The sequence below is a fragment of the Streptomyces sp. NPDC041205 genome, from assembly GCF_055591765.1.
Genome location: NZ_JBVIZH010000012.1, coordinates 193866 through 210661 on the forward strand (window position 1 = coordinate 193866; position 16796 = coordinate 210661).

The window sequence follows — 16796 nt, forward strand, 5'->3', positions numbered from 1 at the left end:
ACGTAGTCATCGACACGTAGTCATCGACACGTAGGCATCGGCAAGCAGTCATCGACACGTAGTCAGGGTGTGAGTACGTCCCCCAGGGGCATGTCGACCGGCTGCGTCAGCCAGCCGAAGTCGCCGAGGCCGCCCGCCGCCGTCAGCTCCGCGGCCTCGCCCGCGCGGGCCAGGGCCCGTACGTAGCCCGCCGGGTCGCTGGTGGCGAGGGTCAGGGGCGGGCGGTCGCCGGAGACCCCCAGGGCGCGCAGGGCGGCGCGCTGGGTGAGCAGCAGGGCGTCGGGCAGGGCGCACGCGTCCAGGGCGACATGCGCGGTGATGTCGCGGCTGCCGTCCGGGACGGGCGGCTCCTCGCGGCCCGCGCGAAAGCCCGTCAACGTACCGAAGGGCGGCCGGTCGGCGCGGGTGTGGGCGTAGTCGACGGCGACCGCGAGGCCGCGCGTGAGCGTCGCGAGGGCCGCCGTCCACGCCTCGTCCCGGGGACGGCCGATCTCCGCGCGCAGGCCCGCCTCCGGGCCGAGCGGCCACCAGCGCGCGAGCCACGCGGCGTCGGGCCCCGCCACGGGATCGCCGAGTTCCTCGGTGCCGTCGGCGTGCACGAGGACCTGGCGCGCCGCCCCGTCGGGGGCCCGCTCGGCCACGTCCAGGGGGACGTTGTCGAGCCACTCGTTGGCGAAGAGCAGGCCGGTCACGTCGGCCGGGGGCTCCGCGCGCCACTCGATCACCGGGTCGATGCCCTCGGGGCGCTCGGCGCGCTCCACCGCGTACGCGCGCGTGCGTGCCGCCACGTCCGCGGGCAGCGCCGCGAGGACGCCCGCCGTCAGCTCGCCGCGGCCCGCGCCCATGTCCACGAACGCCAGCTCCCCGGGGTGCCCCAGCGCGGCGTCGACGCGGCACAGGAGCCGGGCCACGGCAGCCGCGAACAGGGGCGAGGCGTGCACGGAGGTGCGGAAGTGGCCCGCGGGTCCCTCCGGGCGCCGATAGAAGCCCTCCGGGCCGTACAGCGCCTCCTCCATGGCTTCCCGCCAGGCGCGCGGCGCGCCGACTGGCGCCCGCGGCGCTCCCCGTGCCTCATTCGTCACAGCGAGAAGGGTAAGCGGGCCTCCACCTTGGGGAGTACGAGGCGGCCGTACGGATCGGACCTCCGGTTGACCCGAGGGGCCCGACGGGCTGCCTACGCTGGGTTACGTGCAGCGCCTCTATGACTTTCTCCGCAGACACCCGACGGGAGTCGACGCCTTCTGGGCGTTCGTCCTGTTCGGGATCTCCGGGCTTGGCGCGGTGGCCGTCGCGGAGGCCGACGGCCGCGACCCGGCCCTCGCGTCGATACCGGTCATCATCGGCCTGTGCCTCGTGGTGGCGCTGCGGCGCCGGTGGACCGACCGGATGCTGCTGCTCGCCGCCGGGATCGGCGTCCTGCAGATGGTCTTCGACGTGGAGCCCGGGCCCGCCAACTTCGCGATGCTCGTGATCATCTACACGGCGGCCGCGGACGGCCCGCGGTGGGCCTCGCGGTTCGCCCTCGCCGGCGGGCTCGCGGCGGCTCCGCTGTCGCAGCTGCGCTGGCCGGAGGCGTCGTCGGGGGTCTGGGGCAACCTCCTGTTCATGGTCTTCATGGTGGTGCCGTTCGCGCTCGCCTGGGTGCTCGGCGACTCCATCCGCACCCGCCGCGCCTACCTGGCCCAGCTGGAGGAGCGCGCGGACCGCCTGGAGAAGGAGCGCGAGGCGCAGTCCAAGGTCGCGGTCGCCGCCGAGCGCGCCCGCATCGCCCGGGAGCTGCACGACGTCGTCGCGCACAACGTCTCCGTGATGGTGGTGCAGGCCGACGGCGCCGCGTACGTCCTCGACGCCGCGCCCGACCAGGCCAAGCAGGCCCTGGCCACCATCTCGGGCACCGGCCGCCAGGCGCTCGCGGAGATGCGCAGGCTGCTCGGCGTGCTGCGCACCGGCGAGCCCGAGGAGAGCGGCGAGTACGTCCCGCAGCCGGACGTGGAACAGCTCGACGAGTTGATAGAGCAGGTGCGCGGCGCGGGTCTGCCGGTCGACTTCCGGGTGGAGGGCACCCCGCGCCCGCTGCCCAGCGGTGTCGAGCTCACCGCGTACCGCATCGTCCAGGAGGCGCTGACCAACACCCGCAAGCACGGCGGCGAGAACGCCGGGGCGAGCGTCCGGCTCGTCTACTTCGACGACGGCCTGGGGCTGCTCGTCGAGGACGACGGCAAGGGCGCGCCGCACGAGCTGTACGAGGACGGCGGCGCCGACGGCAGCGGCCACGGCCTGATCGGCATGCGCGAGCGCGTCGGCATGGTCGGCGGCACCCTGGACGCGGGGCCGCGTCCGGGCGGCGGATTTCGCATCAGTGCGCTGCTGCCACTGAAACCCGCACACTGACACCTGTCAGTGCTGTCGGGCCGTGCCGCCGCGCATGCCGTGCGTGCGCGGGGCGCGGCCCGCGCGGCCGCCGTACCGAGCCCCCCACCGAGCCCCCACAGGGCGTCGCACCGAGCCCCCGCACCCAGCCCCCGCTCTGTCCGCGATGATGGACGGACGACCCATCCATGAAGGCCACGCACGGAGGCCGTGCACTAAGGCCGTGAAGGGACTCCTTGATGTCGATCCGCGTGATGCTCGTCGACGACCAGGTGCTGCTGCGCACCGGGTTCCGGATGGTGCTCGCCGCACAGCCGGACATGGAGGTCGTCGCGGAGGCCGGTGACGGCGTCGAGGCGCTGCAGGAGCTGCGCTCCACGGCGGTCGACGTGGTCCTGATGGACGTCCGGATGCCGAAGCTGGACGGCGTGGAGACGACGCGGCGCATCTGTGCCGCCGCCGAGCCGCCGAAGGTGCTGATCCTGACCACCTTCGACCTCGACGAGTACGCCTTCTCTGGGCTGAAGGCGGGCGCTTCCGGCTTCATGCTGAAGGACGTGCCGCCCGCCGAACTGCTCGCCGCCATCCGGGCCGTGCACAGCGGCGACGCGGTCGTCGCGCCGTCCACGACGCGACGGCTGCTCGACCGCTTCGCCCCGATGCTGCCGGGCACCGGCAGCCAGCCGCACCACAAGGAGCTGGGGCGCCTGACCGAGCGCGAGCGCGAGGTCATGGTGCTCGTCGCCCAGGGCCTCTCGAACGGCGAGATCGCGGCGCGGCTCGTGCTGTCCGAGGCGACCGTGAAGACGCATGTGGGCCGCATCCTGACCAAGCTCGGGCTGCGCGACCGGGTGCAGGTGGTGGTGCTGGCCTACGAGACGGGGCTGGTGCGGGCGGGGGGCGGGACGGGCTGATCCCGCGCCTCGCTCTCGGGACGGGCTGGTCCCGCGCCCTGGTGGTGAGGGTGGGCTGATCCCGCGCGGGGGCGGCTCGCCGTGCGGCGTCAGCGCAGGACGCCCTCGATGAACTCGCTGCCCAGGCGGGAGACCACACCCAGGTCGAGCTGGTGCTGGACGTACCGCCCGCGGCGGCGGGTCGTGATCAGCTCGGCCTTCTTCAGGACGCTCAGGTGCCGGGATATCTCCGGGGCCGTCATGCCGTGCGCGTCGGCCAGCTCACCCGTGGTGTACGACCCGCGGGCCAGGTGGCGGCACAGGCGCATCCGGACCGGGTGGGACAGCGCGGCCATGCGGCGCGTGAGCTGCTCCACGGAGGCGGGGGCGGCGAGGCCCGGGGAGTTCACCGGATACGTGATCGAGGACTGCCAGCCGAACCGGTGCAGCACCAGCAGATGGGGCCAGCCGAGGCTGGTCGGCACCAGGACCAGGCCGCCCTCGCCCGTCCTGGTCTGGCCCACGGCCATCTTGTCGATGGTGATCCTGCGGGCCTCCTCGTCCAGGGCCACCGCTCCGGAGATGGCGCTCAGCGCCTCGCCCAGGCCCTTGCGGCGCAGCAGATCCGTCTTGTGCCGGGCGTCCGCGGCGAGCTGATGGCTGACCCGCGACCAGGTGTCCGCGAAGAACGCCTCGTCGCAGTCCTCCATGAGCTGGCGGAACCAGGCCCGCACGGCGGGCGGGTCGTCGAGCAGGCGCTTGGTGAACCGCACCTGGTGGTCGCCGCGGGCGGCGGCGAGATCCAGGGCGTGCCGGCGCATGTCCGGGTCGGTCAGCGGGTCCGTGGCGCGATCCGTGTCGTACGCCAGCTGGCAGGTGAACTCCAGGGCGGCGTCCACGAACTGCTGGTCCGTGAGCTTGTCCAGGAGGTCCAGCTCCTCGGCGAGGGTGGCGCCCGGGAGGGTGCTCTTGCCGGGGATGCCCGCGAACGGCGCGAAGACGTCCGAGAACGTCGTCCGCCACAGGAAGTCCGCCTCGCACATGCGGTCCGCGAGGCACGGGTCCAGGCGCGTGGAGACGGCCGTCGCCCAGCCCTGCAGCCCCGGGTGGTGACCGGGCTCGGACAGCGCGTGCAGCGCCATGCCCAGCTCGGCGAGGGGCGAGGGCACGACATGGACCCGCTCCGGCGTCAGGCCGGTGATGTCGATGCTCACGCTCATGACCCCATGGTGCACCGCGCCACTGACAACGCCGTGGCCGATTGACGACTGGCGTCAATCGACGCGACGTGGCCTGCCGGCCGGGCGCAAGGTGGGGTTGTCGCCGGGATCCGGCGGCTCACCGGGGCGCCGATGGTGTCGCCCCCGACATGGCCGGTCCGTCGGCCTGTGGCCCCCTCTGTCGCGCTTCGCGCTCGTCCTCAACCGCCGGACGGGCTCCGACAGTCCCCCACCGTCTCTCGGCGCCTACTTCTTGGCGCCTTCTGGCGTCCGTTAAGTACTATTTCTGGTGAAAGGTCTTCGTCATGAGTGTCACCCAGCAATACCTCCTCGACAGCTACCGCGCCTCTCAGCTCGGGGAGCGGACGCCGCCAGCGCCCGGAGTCTGCGACTGGCAGGTCGTGCGGGAGGTGCGGGAGTACGGGCGCTTCGACGCCGTCGTCCACGAGCGTCCCGCGCACGGGCGGTTCCGGGCAGCGCTCGGGCGGCTGCTGCGCGGTCTCAGGGGAGGCGGCGCACGAACTCCGCGACCGCTGCCCTGACGTCGTCGGGTGTCCACGCCAGGCCTGGTCCGGTCACGGTGACCTCCGTGACGGACAGGCCCGGCGGTCCTTCCGGGAACCAGCGCCAGAACAGCTGGGTCCCGGTCTCCTCGGCCTGCGTGAGCGCCGCCTCGTTCAGGACGTCGGGCTCGTACGGCAGCCAGACCTGGAACTGGTGGGTGTGCGGCGGATCGGGGTGCACGCGTGACCAGGGCACTCGCGAGGCCGTGAACCCCTCGCGCAGGGCCTCAGCGACCACGCGCGCGTGGGTGACGTATTCCGGCAGGCGCGGCAGGACCCGCTTGAGGCCGAGCAGGGCCGACACGGCGGTCGGGAACTGCTGGAACATCAGGCCGCCGTACCGGTGCCGCCAGGAGCGCGCCTCGTCGGTCAGCGCCCGTGGTCCGGCCAGCGCCGCGCCCGCGATGCCTTCGAGCGACTTGTAGAACGACACGTACACGCTGTCCGCGAGCGCCGCGATCTCCGGCAGCGGGCGGCCGAAGTGCGTGACGCACTCCCACAGGCGCGCCCCGTCGAGGTGCACGACGGCGTCCCGTTCGCGTGCCGCCGCCGCCACGTCCGTGAGCTCCTGCCAGCTGGGCAGGACGAAACCGGCCTCCCGTAGCGGCAGTTCGAGCATCAGCGTCCCGAACGGCTCCTCGAAGTCGCGCACTTCGCCGGCCGTGGGGCAGCGCGGCTCGTCCGTGGGGTGCACGGTACGCAGACCGCTCACTACGGAGAGGGCGCCCGCCTCGTGCACCTCCGGGTGAGAACGGGGGTGCAGGGCCACGGTCGCGTTGCCCGTACGCCCCGCCCAGCAGCGCAGCGCGACCTGCTGGGCCATGGTGCCGGTGGGGAAGAAGACGGCGTCCTCCTTGCCGAGCAGCCGCGCGACCTCGTCCTCCAGGTCGGCGACCACGCCGTCGCCGTACAGGTCGCTCGTCCGGTCCGGGTCCGTGACGTCGGCGACGCCCTCGGCCAGGGCTGTGAGGTGCTCGGCCAGGCTCACCGTCATGGGGGAGCGGGTCAGGAGGCGTTCGGCGCCGCGGGCGGCGGCGATCCTGCGCGCGCGGCCGTCCGGTTCGGTGGGCTCGTCCGGTGTGGCGGAATCGCGCGGTTCGGCAGACTCGTCCGGCTCGGTGGGGGCGTCCGGCTTGTCGTGTGCGGTCATCCACAGATCATCGCGCGTGGTCGTACGAATGCCCACAGCCTGTGGACAGCCGACGGTGCCCCGCCGACGGATAGCGTTAGCATGACGAGAAATCGTCCGGTACCCCGAGCGGACTGGAACGGAAGGCCTCATCGCGTGAACGCATCCCACCGGCCGGAGCAGCGTCCCGACCCCCGATCGGACCCCAGGGACCGCCCCGCGCGGCTCACCGTGGGCGTCGTCGGAGCGGGCCGCGTCGGCCCGGCGCTCGCGGCGGCGCTCCAGCTCGCCGGGCACCGCCCGGTGGCCGCCTCCGGGGTGTCCGACAGCTCCGTGCGGCGCGCCGCCGTCATGCTGCCCGACGTCCCGCTCGTCTCGCCCGCCCAGGTCCTCGAGCGCGCCGACCTGGTCCTGCTCACCGTGCCGGACGACGCCCTGCCCGGCCTGGTCGAGGGCCTCGCCGAGACGGGTGCGGTGCGCCCGGGCCAGCTCCTGGTGCACACCTCCGGGCGGTACGGCACGAAGGTCCTCGAACCCGCCCTGCGCGCCGGTGGCCTGCCCCTCGCGCTGCACCCGGCGATGACGTTCACCGGCACCCCCGTTGACGTACAGCGCCTGGCCGGCTGCTCCTTCGGCGTGACCGCCCCCGACGAACTGCGGCTCGCCGCGGAGGCGCTGGTCATCGAGATGGGCGGCGAGCCCGAGTGGATCGCCGAAGAGGCCCGCCCGCTGTATCACGCGGCCCTCGCGCTCGGCTCGAACCACCTGGTCACGCTGGTCGCCGAGTCCATGGAGCTGCTGCGGGACGCGGGTGTCGAGGCCCCGGACCGCATGCTCGGCCCGCTGCTCGGCGCGGCCCTCGACAACGCCCTGCGCTCCGGTGACGCGGCCCTCACCGGGCCCGTCGCGCGCGGGGACGCGGGCACGGTCGCCGCGCACGTCGCCGAGTTGCGCAAGCACGCGCCGCAGACCGTCGCCGGGTATCTGGCGATGGCCCGCGCGACCGCCGACCGCGCCCTCGCCCACGGCCTGCTCAAGCCGGAACTCGCCGAGGACCTGCTCGGGGTGCTGGCGGGCGGGGTGAACGGGGCGGGGGGCCATGGTGGCTCCGGTCCGGGCGGGCCGGGTGGTCCGGGCGGGCCGGGTGGTCCGGGTGGTCCGGGCGGGCCGAGTGACCCGAGCGGCTCGGGCGGCCCGCGCGGCACCGACGGGTTCCGTGGCGATGGCCCGGACGGTTCGGAAGGCTCGGACGGTTCAGGCGGCTCGGGCGATTCGAACGGAGGGGACCGATGAGCGAGGAGACGAAGCCTCAGGAGCCCAATCGGCCTCAGGAGCCCAAGCAGCCACAACGGCCCCAGGAGCAGCTCCAGGAGCAGCCCCAGGTGCCCCAGACGCCCCCGGACGTGCCCACCGCCCCTGAAGCCCCCCGCGACACCACCCTCCTGCACACCACCGCGGACCTCCGCGCCCGCCCCCGCGCCGGGCGCCGCGCCGTCGTCATGACCATGGGCGCCCTGCACGAGGGCCACGCCACGCTGGTCCGCACGGCACGGCAGGCGGCCGGTCCTGACGGCGAGGTCGTCGTCACGGTCTTCGTGAACCCGCTGCAGTTCGGCGCGGGCGAGGACCTGGACCGCTATCCGCGCACCCTCGAAGCCGACATCAAGACCGCGTCCCAGGCCGGTGCGGACGTCGTGTTCGCCCCCGCCGCGGAGGAGGTCTACCCCGGCGGCGAGCCCCAGGTCCGGGTCACCGCGGGCCCCATGGGCACCGTCCTCGAAGGGGCCACGCGCCCCGGGCACTTCGACGGCGTGCTCACCGTCGTCGCCAAGCTGCTGCACCTGACCGCGCCCGACGTGGCGCTGTTCGGCCAGAAGGACGCGCAGCAGCTCGCCGTGATCCGCCGCATGGTGCGGGACCTGAACTTCGACGTGGAGATCGTCGGCGTGCCCACGGTCCGCGAGGACGACGGCCTCGCCCGCTCCAGCCGCAACCGCTACCTGTCGCCCGGGGAGCGCCGCACCGCGCTCGCGCTGTCCCGCGCCCTGTTCGCGGGCCGCGACCGGCACGCCGCACAGGAGGCGCTGCGCGCCCGGGCCGCCCTCGCCCCCGCGACCCACGCGCGCGTGGACGGTCTCAACGCGCTGGGCGAGGCCCGCGCGGCCGCCGACGCGCACGCCGTCGCCCAGGCCGTCCCCGCGGGACCCGCGGGTCCCGCCGCCGTCCGGGCTGCCGCGTTGCAGGTCCTCGACGAGGCCAGGCGGCTGCGACCGCCGCTCGTCCTGGACTACCTGGCGCTCGTCGACCCGGCCGACTTCCAGGAGATCAGCTCCGGCCACCGGGGCGAGGCGATCCTGGCCGTCGCGGCCAAGGTCGGCACGACCCGCCTGATCGACAACATCCCGCTGACGTTCGGAGCCCCGGCATGAGCCCCCGCCCGCGCCCGCGCACAAGCCCCCGCATGAGCACGGGCCCGTGCGGCACCACAGCCACCCGCCCGACCCGGATCGGAGCCCCCGCATGAGTGCCACTGGCATACGGCTGTACGCCCCCGCGCCCGGCTGGTCGCTCGACGCCGACGTCGTGGTCGTCGGCTCCGGAGTGGCCGGTCTGACCGCCGCCCTGCGCTGCTCGGCGGCCGGCCTGAAGACCGTCGTCGTCACCAAGGCGCGCCTGGACGACGGCTCCACGCGCTGGGCGCAGGGCGGCGTCGCGGCGGCCCTCGGTGAGGGCGACACCCCCGAACAGCACCTGGACGACACCCTCGTGGCGGGCGTGGGCCTGTGCGACGACGAGGCGGTGCGCATCCTCGTCACCGAGGGCCCCGACGCCGTACGCCGACTGATCGCGACCGGAGCCCACTTCGACGAGTCGGCCGACGGCGGCCTCGCGCTCACCCGCGAGGGCGGCCACCACCGCCGTCGCATCGCGCACGCGGGCGGCGACGCGACCGGCGCGGAGATCTCCCGCGCCCTCGTCGAGGCGGTCCGCGCGCGCGGCATACCGACGGTCGAGAACGCCCTGGTCCTCGACCTCCTGACGGACGCCGAAGGACACACGGCCGGGGTGACCCTGCACGTCATGGGGGAGGGCCAGCACGACGGCGTGGGCGCCGTCCGCGCGCCCGCCGTGGTGCTCGCCACCGGCGGCATGGGCCAGGTCTTCTCCGCGACCACCAACCCGTCCGTGTCCACGGGCGACGGCGTCGCGCTCGCCCTGCGCGCGGGCGCCGAGGTCTCCGACCTGGAGTTCGTGCAGTTCCACCCGACCGTCCTGTTCCTCGGCGGCGACGCGGAGGGCCAGCAGCCGCTCGTCTCCGAGGCGGTGCGCGGCGAGGGCGCCCACCTGGTGGACGCCGACGGCGTGCGCTTCATGGTGGGCCAGCACGAACTGGCCGAGCTGGCGCCGCGCGACATCGTCGCCAAGGGCATCACGCGCCGCATGCAGGAACGGGGCACCTCGCACATGTACTTGGACGCCCGCCACTTCGGCGCCGACATGTGGGCGGCGCGCTTCCCGACGATCCTCGCGGCCTGCCGCAGCCACGGCATCGACCCCGTCACCGAGCCCATACCGGTCGCCCCGGCCGCCCACTACGCCTCCGGCGGCGTCCGCACCGACCCGCACGGCCGCACGACCGTGGCGGGCCTGTACGCGTGCGGGGAGGTCGCCTGCACCGGAGTGCACGGCGCGAACCGGCTCGCCTCCAACTCCCTCCTGGAGGGCCTGGTCTACGCCGAGCGCATCGTGGAGGACATCGTCGCGCGGCACGCCGACGGCACCCTCCACGCGCGCGTGCCCGCCGACCCCGAGCCCCCGCTGCGGCCCACCCACCCGCTGCTGCCCCCGGAGGCCCGCTTCACCATCCAGCGGGTGATGACCGAGGGTGCCGGAGTGCTCCGCTCCGCCGCTTCCCTCGCCGAGGCCGCCGACCGGCTCGCCGCCGTGCACGCGGACGCGGCGGGCGCGCTCGCCGAGGACGGCAAGACCGCCGAGCCCGGCGTGGACGCCTGGGAGACCACCAACCTGCTGTGCGTCGCCCGCGTCCTGGTGGCGGCGGCACGGCAGCGCGAGGAGACTCGTGGCTGCCACTGGCGCGAGGACCACGTGGAGCGGGACGACGCGGCGTGGCGACGCCACATCGTCGTCCGTCTGAACCCCGACAGGACCCTCAACACCCGTACCACCGACAACGCCCGTTTCCCCAGCACCCAGGAGCAGTGACCGACGTGAGCACCACCGACCTCCCCCTCGCCGACGGCACCGGCGGCTGCGGCGACGGCTGCGGCTGCGGCGACGCGGCGCACGACGCGATGGAGTGCGGCCTCGACCCGTCGCTCGCCCGGATGCTGGAGGACGCGGGCCTCGACCCCGTCCAGGTCGAGGACATCGCGCACCTGGCCATCGCCGAGGACATGGAGTTCTCGCCGGACGCCGTGGACGTCACGACGGTCGCCACGATCCCCGAGGACGCCGTGGCCACCGGCGACTTCACCGCGCGCCAGGCGGGCACCGTCGCGGGCCTGCGCGTCGCCGAAGCCGTCCTGTCCGTCGTCTGCGAGGACGAGTTCGAGGTGGAGCGGCACTTCGAGGACGGCGAGCGCGTGGAGGCCGGTGACGTGCTCCTGAGCGTCACCACCCGCACCCGCGACCTGCTGACGGCCGAGCGCAGCGCGCTGAACCTGATGTGCCGCCTGTCCGGCATCGCCACCGCCACGCGCGCGTGGGCGGACGCCCTTGAGGGCACCGGTGCCAAGGTCCGCGACACCCGCAAGACGACCCCCGGCCTGCGCTCCCTGGAGAAGTACGCGGTCCGCGCGGGCGGCGGCGTCAACCACCGCATGTCGCTCGCCGACGCGGCCCTCGTCAAGGACAACCACGTGGTCGCCGCGGGCGGCGTCGCGCAGGCCTTCAAGGCCGTACGGGAGATGTTCCCCGGCGTGTCCGTCGAGGTCGAGGTGGACACCCTGCACCAGCTGCGCGAGGTCCTTGACGCGGGCGCCGACCTGATCCTCCTGGACAACTTCACGCCCGGCGAGACGGAGGAGGCCGTCGCCCTCGTCGCGGGCCGCGCGCTCCTGGAGTCCTCCGGCCGCCTCACCCTGGAGAACGCCGCGACGTACGCGCGCACGGGCGTCGACTTCCTCGCGGTGGGCGCCCTCACGCACTCGTCGCCGATCCTCGACATCGGCCTGGACCTCCGCGAAGCGCGGGTCTCCGGAGAGGCCGACAGCTGATGCTGCTCACCATCGACGTAGGCAACACGCAGACCGTCCTCGGCCTGTTCGACGGCGAGGACGTCGTCGAGCACTGGCGCATCTCCACCGACGCCCGCCGCACCGCCGACGAACTCGCCGTGCTCCTGCGGGGCCTGATGGGCACGCACCCGCTCCTGGGCGACGAACTCGGCGACGGCATCGACGGCATCGCCATCTGCGCCACCGTCCCGTCCGTCCTGCACGAGCTCCGCGAGGTCACCCGGCGCTACTACGGAGACGTGCCCGCCGTCCTCGTGGAGCCCGGCATCAAGACCGGCGTCCCGATCCTCATGGACAACCCCAAGGAGGTCGGCGCCGACCGCATCATCAACGCGGTCGCCGCGGTCGAGCTCTACGGAGGCCCCGCGATCGTCGTGGACTTCGGTACGGCGACGACGTTCGACGCGGTGTCCGCGCGCGGGGAGTACGCGGGCGGCGTCATCGCCCCCGGCATCGAGATCTCCGTGGAGGCCCTCGGCGTACGCGGCGCGCAGCTCCGCAAGATCGAGCTGGCCCGGCCGCGCAGCGTCATCGGCAAGAACACCGTGGAGGCCATGCAGGCGGGCATCCTGTACGGCTTCGCGGGCCAGGTCGACGGTGTCGTACGGCGGATGGCGCGCGAGCTCGCGGGGCCGGACGCCGATCCCGAGGACGTGACCGTGATCGCGACGGGCGGGCTCGCGCCGATGGTGCTCGGTGAGGCGTCCGTGATCGACCACCACGAGCCGTGGCTCACGCTGATCGGCCTCCGCCTCGTCTACGAACGGAACGTGTCGCGCGGCTGACCGCGCGTTTCACGCCGCCGGGTGCGGCGCCTCGGCGCCAACTTCTCGCGTCCGCGGGACAACCAGCGCCCCCGTCCAAGAGTCTGTGCTGGGAGGGGTTCTGACCGGGCGTCTGGTGTGGGTGGCTGAAGAGTGTGGGGCGGATGAGGGGCAAGGCACGCCGAGGTGTCGTGACGGCGGCCGCGCTGGTGGCACTGGTGGGGGCCCCGGCGACAGCGACGGCCGACGCGGACACCTCCACTTCGGCGTCCCTGTCACTCCCGTCCCCCACTCACCCGACGACACCCCCACCAACGGTGACGCCGACCTCGACCACGCCCCCGGCCACCCCCACGGACCGCATGGCGGACACCGGGGCAGGCGTCGTCCTCTGGATAGTGGCCGCGGCAGCAGGAGCCCTGGGAATAGGCGCAGTAGCCTTCGCCACGACCCGCCGCCGCCCGGACTGACAAGCCGCGCTCGCCCCGCCGCGACCCGGCCGACGGGCAGCACCATCCCAGCCCGTCCGGCGCTTGAGGACGGGGCCGAAGGCCGACCGGGAGCACCCTGTCCCACCCGCAGGGGACGCCGACGCCGGCCCAGCCCGTCCGGCGCTTGAGGCCGAGCGCGCAGCGCGACCGAGGGCGCCCCCGACCCACGGCAACGGGACACCCACAAGCACCGAACCCCCCTCGTCCCCCAAGGCCCCCAGGCCACGCCAAGGTGTCCGTTAAGAGGATTTTGTTCCCTTAGCGCGTATCGTCACCCCATGCCCACGCCATACGGATCCCGGGGCGGCATGGCCTTCGGTGCGCAGGAGCTGCGAGTGCTCCGCCGTGCGCTGGCCCACGCCCTGCACCCCAGCACCGTTCGTGCCCTTGACGACCAGGCCGTGCAGGACTGCGTGCGCCTCGCCGACGACATCGACGAGGCGGTGCGCGAGGGCGCCCGGCTGCGCGCCTTCCTGGTGGCCGACCTCGCGCGCTACCGGGCGGCGCTGCCCGGCACCGCGGCCGGGTATCTGGAACTCCTGGAGGACGTGCTCGCGACCGGGTACCGGCCGGGCGCGGACGACCTCGCGGCCCTGCGTGCCCTGCGCGGCAACCCGCACGCGGCCGCGCTCCTCGACCGCTGCCGCGTGCTCGCCGAACGAGCCGTACGAGCCCGCCTCGCGGCGTCGGCGGCGGCCGCGGCGACCACGGAGGCGCCCTCGCCCGAAGCCGCCGACGAGACGGCACGGATCAAGCCCCGCCCCACCGTCCCCCCGTCCCGCACCCGCCTCCTCGCCCTGCCCGGCGGCCTCGCCGCCGCCGACGAGAAGAAGCCCGCGCCCCGCCCCGGTACCCCCGCGGAGCGCCCCGCCGCCCCGCAGGAGCGCCCCCGCCCCGTGCCGACACCGGCCGAGGTGTTCCCGCCCAAACGCCCGGCCCCGCCCGCCGCCCCGTCGCAGCGCCTCGCGGCGGGCTAGCTACGCTGGGGGGCATGGACTACGTCTCCGCGCTCGTGCCCCCCGTAGTGATGGCCGTGTTCTTCATCGGCCTCATCGTGACGATCGTCAAGACCCAGGGCGGCGCCAACAAGGCCAAGGAGGACGCCGCCGTCGACGCGGCGATCGCCCGCACCGAGGGCGTCCGGCAGACCACGAAGACCGGCGACGCCTGAACGACCGCCGCTCCGCGGCCCCTGAGCCCCCGCCGGGGCGCGGGGCGCCGTCCCGGCGCACGACTCCATCGAGTCGTGCGCCCTTTTTGTTGCGGAAATGACCGGTATGCCACGTCCATCACGCCAATAGTGGCCTCGCCCACTATTGTTCAGCTGTGCCTCGCCCCTTGGGAGAACTCGAAGACGCAGTGATGACGCGGGTGTGGAAGTGGAACCGCCCCGTGACCGTTCGAGAAGTCCTGGAAGACCTTCAGCAGGAACGGTCCATCGCGTACACGACGGTCATGACCGTTTTGGACAATCTCCATCAGAAGGGCTGGGTACGCCGCGAAGCGGAAGGCCGGGCCTATCGATATGAGGCGGTCTCCACGCGGGCCGCGTATGCCGCCGCACTGATGAACGACGCCTGGTCGCAGAGTGACAACCCGGCGGCGGCTCTCGTCGCCTTCTTCGGCATGATGTCGCCGTCGCAGCGGGAAGCGCTCAGCGACGCCGTTCGCATGGTGGAAGGCGACACGGTTCGCAGGGAAGACGAAGCGGATCGCAAGGCCGAAGCCGAAGCCGAAGCGGCGAAACGTGGACCGGGGGGCCCGGGAGGCCAGGAAGGGCCGGAGAACCCCGGCGGCCCCGGGTCCGGGCCCGAACGATAGCGTCCGCTCATGCCAGCACAGCCCGACGAACTCCCCCCGGCGCCCGGCGAACTCGGGGCGCACGGCACGCTCCCGGCAAATGGCGTCTCCGTGCGCAGGGCCCGCACCGCCGATGTACCCGCCGTCCGGGACCTGCTGGACTCGTACGTCCGCGGGGGTGTCCTGCTCGACAAAGCGACCGTCACACTTTACGAGGACATCCAGGAGTTCTGGGTCGCGGAACGCGCGGACGGCAACGGCAATGGGACGACGGTGGTCGGCTGCGGCGCGTTGCACGTGATGTGGGAAGACCTTGCCGAAGTACGGACGCTCGCGGTGAATCCACAGGTCAAGGGCGCGGGCGTCGGTCATCAGCTGCTCGGAAAGCTGCTTGAGACCGCTCGTTGGCTCGGTGTCCGGCGGGTATTCTGCCTCACCTTCGAAGTCGACTTCTTCGCCAAGCACGGCTTCGTGGAGATCGGCGAGACGCCCGTCGATACCGTCGACACTGATGTCTACAGCGAGCTGCTGCGTTCCTATGACGAGGGCGTCGCCGAGTTCCTCGGCCTCGAACGAGTGAAACCGAACACCTTGGGCAACAGCCGGATGCTTCTGCATCTGTGATCGTGACCGAGGTATTCCGGGCAGTCACCTGCCCAGGTGCCCTATGTCCGAAACGCGCATGTTTCCCGGGATCTCGTGCAGTCGGTCTCTCCCAGGGGTTTGTGTTTTTCCGGGAAAAGCGGTTTGCTTTCCGACGTACTGCAGTGCTGCATATAACAGGGGGCGGCGATTCGGCGGCTCACCCCGCATGGTCCGGCCCTGAAGTTATCGATGAAAGGAAATCCGGTGGCACAGAAGGTTCAGGTCCTTCTTGTCGATGACCTCGACGGCGGCGAGGCGGACGAGACCGTGACGTTTGCGCTGGACGGCAAGTCGTACGAGATCGATCTCACCACCGCCAATGCGGACAAGCTCCGCGGTCTCCTTGAGCCCTACCTCAAGGGCGGGCGCCGCACCGGCGGCCGTGCCAGCGGCCGTGGCAAGGCGCGCGCCGCTGCCGTGGGCGGCGGCAACCAGGACACGGCGGCGATCCGCGCCTGGGCGAAGGACAACGGTTTCGAGGTCAACGACCGCGGCCGCGTCCCGGCGTCCATCCGTGAGGCCTACGACAAGGCCAACGGCTGACTGCTCGCACGCCGCAGCCGGACCCGGTGGCACGCGGTGGCCGCCGTGTCCACGAGCCGTACGAGATCGGAGCCCGCGGCGGAGCCGGAATGGGGGTCGGTTCCGCTGCCGTCCGTGGCCAGAGCGGCGCTCGGCGCCAGGGCGGGCAGGGCCGTCAGTGACGGCAGGGTTCTCTCCACCTCGTGGCCGGGCTCGGGGGGCCGCAGCCAGACGGCGGCCCCCGACGGGCCGACGGTGCCGGGCGGGACGGGCGCGTCGATCAGACCGCCCGCGCCGATCGCCCTGAGATCCAGGGGGATGTCCCCCCACTCCAGCCAGTCGAGCAGCCCCGGCAGCTCGTCCGCGCTGCCCGCGGCCACCAGGAGCCGCATCGTCTCCCCGTGCAGAGCCACGGGTGCCTTCGGGCCCAGTTGCCGCAGCGCCGCGAAACCGGCCTGAGCGGGCAGTTCCAGTACGTCGAAACGCAGCCCCGTCATGAGCCGGACGTCCGGACCGGGAGCCACGGACCAGCCGAGCCCGTTCTCGTACCAGCACCGCACCGCCGTCGGATCCCAGAATCCGGCCGCCGCCGCGTCCCACTGGCGCGGCACACGCCGTCCCGCCGGATCCGGCGCCGCGCGCCGGTCGGCCGGCGGCCTGGGGTGAGGAACGCTGAGGGCCATGTTCGGAGCAACAGCGCGGGGCACACTGGAGTTACGGCTCACGTCACGCTGGGTGCCGTAGCGACTGCGTACGGTGGCAGAAAAGGGGGCGTGATGGCGTACTTCGCAGCGCAAGGGTGTTCGCCCGTAGCGGAGGGAACCGGTGCGCGCTGCATGGAGTGTCAGTGCATACGGGTAAGACATCCCTAGTGGGGAGGGGCGACACGCAGCGTTCAGGCGTCTCACGTTCGCCAACGGCGTACTGATGGCGAGGGTATCTGCTTGGCCTGCGGGAACATCGTCTCGCACCATCAGGTTGGAGCATGTGTCGGCGTTGGAGTCAGGAACCGTTCCCTACGGTAGTGAGGGTGATCCGGACGGGTGTCGGCAGTTGGAATGAGCGGTCCCCGCTTGCGGGACTAAGCTGCGGAAGGACAGGGAGGGGAGCGTCCCCTTACTGCCTGACCGCTCTGAGGAGC

Annotated in this window: 17 protein-coding genes; 13 read left to right on the forward strand and 4 right to left on the reverse strand. The window is 73.1% G+C overall.

All coding sequences use genetic code 11. The features are described 5' to 3' along the window. Window positions 1–62 precede the first annotated feature (62 nt). Window positions 63–1016, reverse strand: a complete 954-nt coding sequence (locus ACZ6BG_RS35465) for an SAM-dependent methyltransferase (protein ID WP_469009536.1) — start codon at window positions 1014–1016, stop codon at window positions 63–65. Between the two features lie 172 nt (window positions 1017–1188). Between ACZ6BG_RS35465 and ACZ6BG_RS35470 the strand changes: the two genes are divergently transcribed. Together ACZ6BG_RS35470 and ACZ6BG_RS35475 are read left to right on the forward strand one after the other, a co-directional pair. Next, window positions 1189–2391, forward strand: coding sequence for a sensor histidine kinase (locus ACZ6BG_RS35470; RefSeq protein WP_469009410.1), 1203 nt, complete (start codon window positions 1189–1191; stop codon window positions 2389–2391). 218 nt (window positions 2392–2609) lie between these two features. Beyond that, entirely contained in the window at window positions 2610–3284 is a 675-nt protein-coding gene (locus ACZ6BG_RS35475) for a response regulator transcription factor (RefSeq protein WP_030361035.1), read from the forward strand. Between the two features lie 89 nt (window positions 3285–3373). Here the strand turns inward: ACZ6BG_RS35475 and ACZ6BG_RS35480 are convergent, their stop codons facing one another. Further along, window positions 3374–4483 carry a DUF5937 family protein gene (locus ACZ6BG_RS35480; RefSeq protein WP_469009415.1) on the reverse strand — a complete coding sequence of 370 codons (1110 nt, stop codon included), beginning with the start codon at window positions 4481–4483 and terminating at the stop codon, window positions 3374–3376. Between the two features lie 305 nt (window positions 4484–4788). On the opposite strand from ACZ6BG_RS35480, the gene ACZ6BG_RS35485 reads away from it, so the two are divergent. After that, complete coding sequence (locus ACZ6BG_RS35485; protein ID WP_469009416.1) at window positions 4789–5025, forward strand: hypothetical protein; 237 nt, start codon at window positions 4789–4791, stop codon at window positions 5023–5025. Here ACZ6BG_RS35485 and ACZ6BG_RS35490 read toward each other — a convergent pair. After that, entirely contained in the window at window positions 4985–6196 is a 1212-nt protein-coding gene (locus ACZ6BG_RS35490) for a threonine aldolase family protein (RefSeq protein ID WP_469009419.1), read from the reverse strand. The two genes, ACZ6BG_RS35485 and ACZ6BG_RS35490, sit on opposite strands and share 41 nt — an antisense overlap. A 210-nt stretch (window positions 6197–6406) precedes the next feature. Here ACZ6BG_RS35490 and ACZ6BG_RS35495 point away from each other — a divergent pair, with 210 nt between their 5' ends. The 10 genes from ACZ6BG_RS35495 to ACZ6BG_RS35540 all read left to right on the forward strand — a co-directional run bounded on the left by ACZ6BG_RS35495 (window position 6407) and on the right by ACZ6BG_RS35540 (window position 15676). Further along, complete coding sequence (locus ACZ6BG_RS35495) at window positions 6407–7468, forward strand: Rossmann-like and DUF2520 domain-containing protein (protein WP_469009539.1); 1062 nt, start codon at window positions 6407–6409, stop codon at window positions 7466–7468. Further along, window positions 7465–8604 (forward strand): pantoate--beta-alanine ligase, encoded by a 1140-nt coding sequence (panC, locus tag ACZ6BG_RS35500; RefSeq protein WP_469009422.1) that lies wholly within the window; start codon window positions 7465–7467, stop codon window positions 8602–8604. Before ACZ6BG_RS35495 ends, panC begins: the two co-directional genes overlap by 4 nt. 91 nt (window positions 8605–8695) lie before the next feature. Next, the gene (locus tag ACZ6BG_RS35505; protein ID WP_469009426.1) at window positions 8696–10399 is read left to right on the forward strand and encodes an L-aspartate oxidase; all 1704 of its coding nucleotides are present in this window, start codon (window positions 8696–8698) and stop codon (window positions 10397–10399) included. 5 nt (window positions 10400–10404) lie between these two features. Then, window positions 10405–11412, forward strand: a complete 1008-nt coding sequence (gene nadC / locus ACZ6BG_RS35510; RefSeq protein ID WP_469009430.1) for a carboxylating nicotinate-nucleotide diphosphorylase — start codon at window positions 10405–10407, stop codon at window positions 11410–11412. Continuing rightward, entirely contained in the window at window positions 11412–12218 is an 807-nt protein-coding gene (locus ACZ6BG_RS35515; RefSeq protein WP_469009433.1) for a type III pantothenate kinase, read from the forward strand. The genes nadC and ACZ6BG_RS35515 overlap by 1 nt, the downstream gene beginning before the upstream one ends. A gap of 748 nt (window positions 12219–12966) precedes the next feature. Then, complete coding sequence (locus ACZ6BG_RS35520) at window positions 12967–13665, forward strand: hypothetical protein (protein WP_469009436.1); 699 nt, start codon at window positions 12967–12969, stop codon at window positions 13663–13665. 14 nt (window positions 13666–13679) lie between these two features. Then, complete coding sequence (locus tag ACZ6BG_RS35525) at window positions 13680–13859, forward strand: hypothetical protein (RefSeq protein WP_469009438.1); 180 nt, start codon at window positions 13680–13682, stop codon at window positions 13857–13859. 155 nt (window positions 13860–14014) lie between these two features. Further along, window positions 14015–14509, forward strand: coding sequence for a BlaI/MecI/CopY family transcriptional regulator (locus ACZ6BG_RS35530; RefSeq protein ID WP_469009441.1), 495 nt, complete (start codon window positions 14015–14017; stop codon window positions 14507–14509). Between the two features lie 9 nt (window positions 14510–14518). Further along, window positions 14519–15112 (forward strand): amino-acid N-acetyltransferase, encoded by a 594-nt coding sequence (locus tag ACZ6BG_RS35535; RefSeq protein ID WP_469009445.1) that lies wholly within the window; start codon window positions 14519–14521, stop codon window positions 15110–15112. 225 nt (window positions 15113–15337) lie between these two features. Next, window positions 15338–15676: a histone-like nucleoid-structuring protein Lsr2 gene (locus ACZ6BG_RS35540; RefSeq protein WP_030361021.1), complete on the forward strand. Its 339-nt coding sequence runs from the start codon at window positions 15338–15340 to the stop codon at window positions 15674–15676. Here ACZ6BG_RS35540 and ACZ6BG_RS35545 read toward each other — a convergent pair. Then, the gene (locus tag ACZ6BG_RS35545; RefSeq protein WP_469009450.1) at window positions 15655–16338 is read right to left on the reverse strand and encodes an SCO3374 family protein; all 684 of its coding nucleotides are present in this window, start codon (window positions 16336–16338) and stop codon (window positions 15655–15657) included. The genes ACZ6BG_RS35540 and ACZ6BG_RS35545 overlap by 22 nt on opposite strands. Between the last annotated feature and the right edge of the window lie 458 nt (window positions 16339–16796).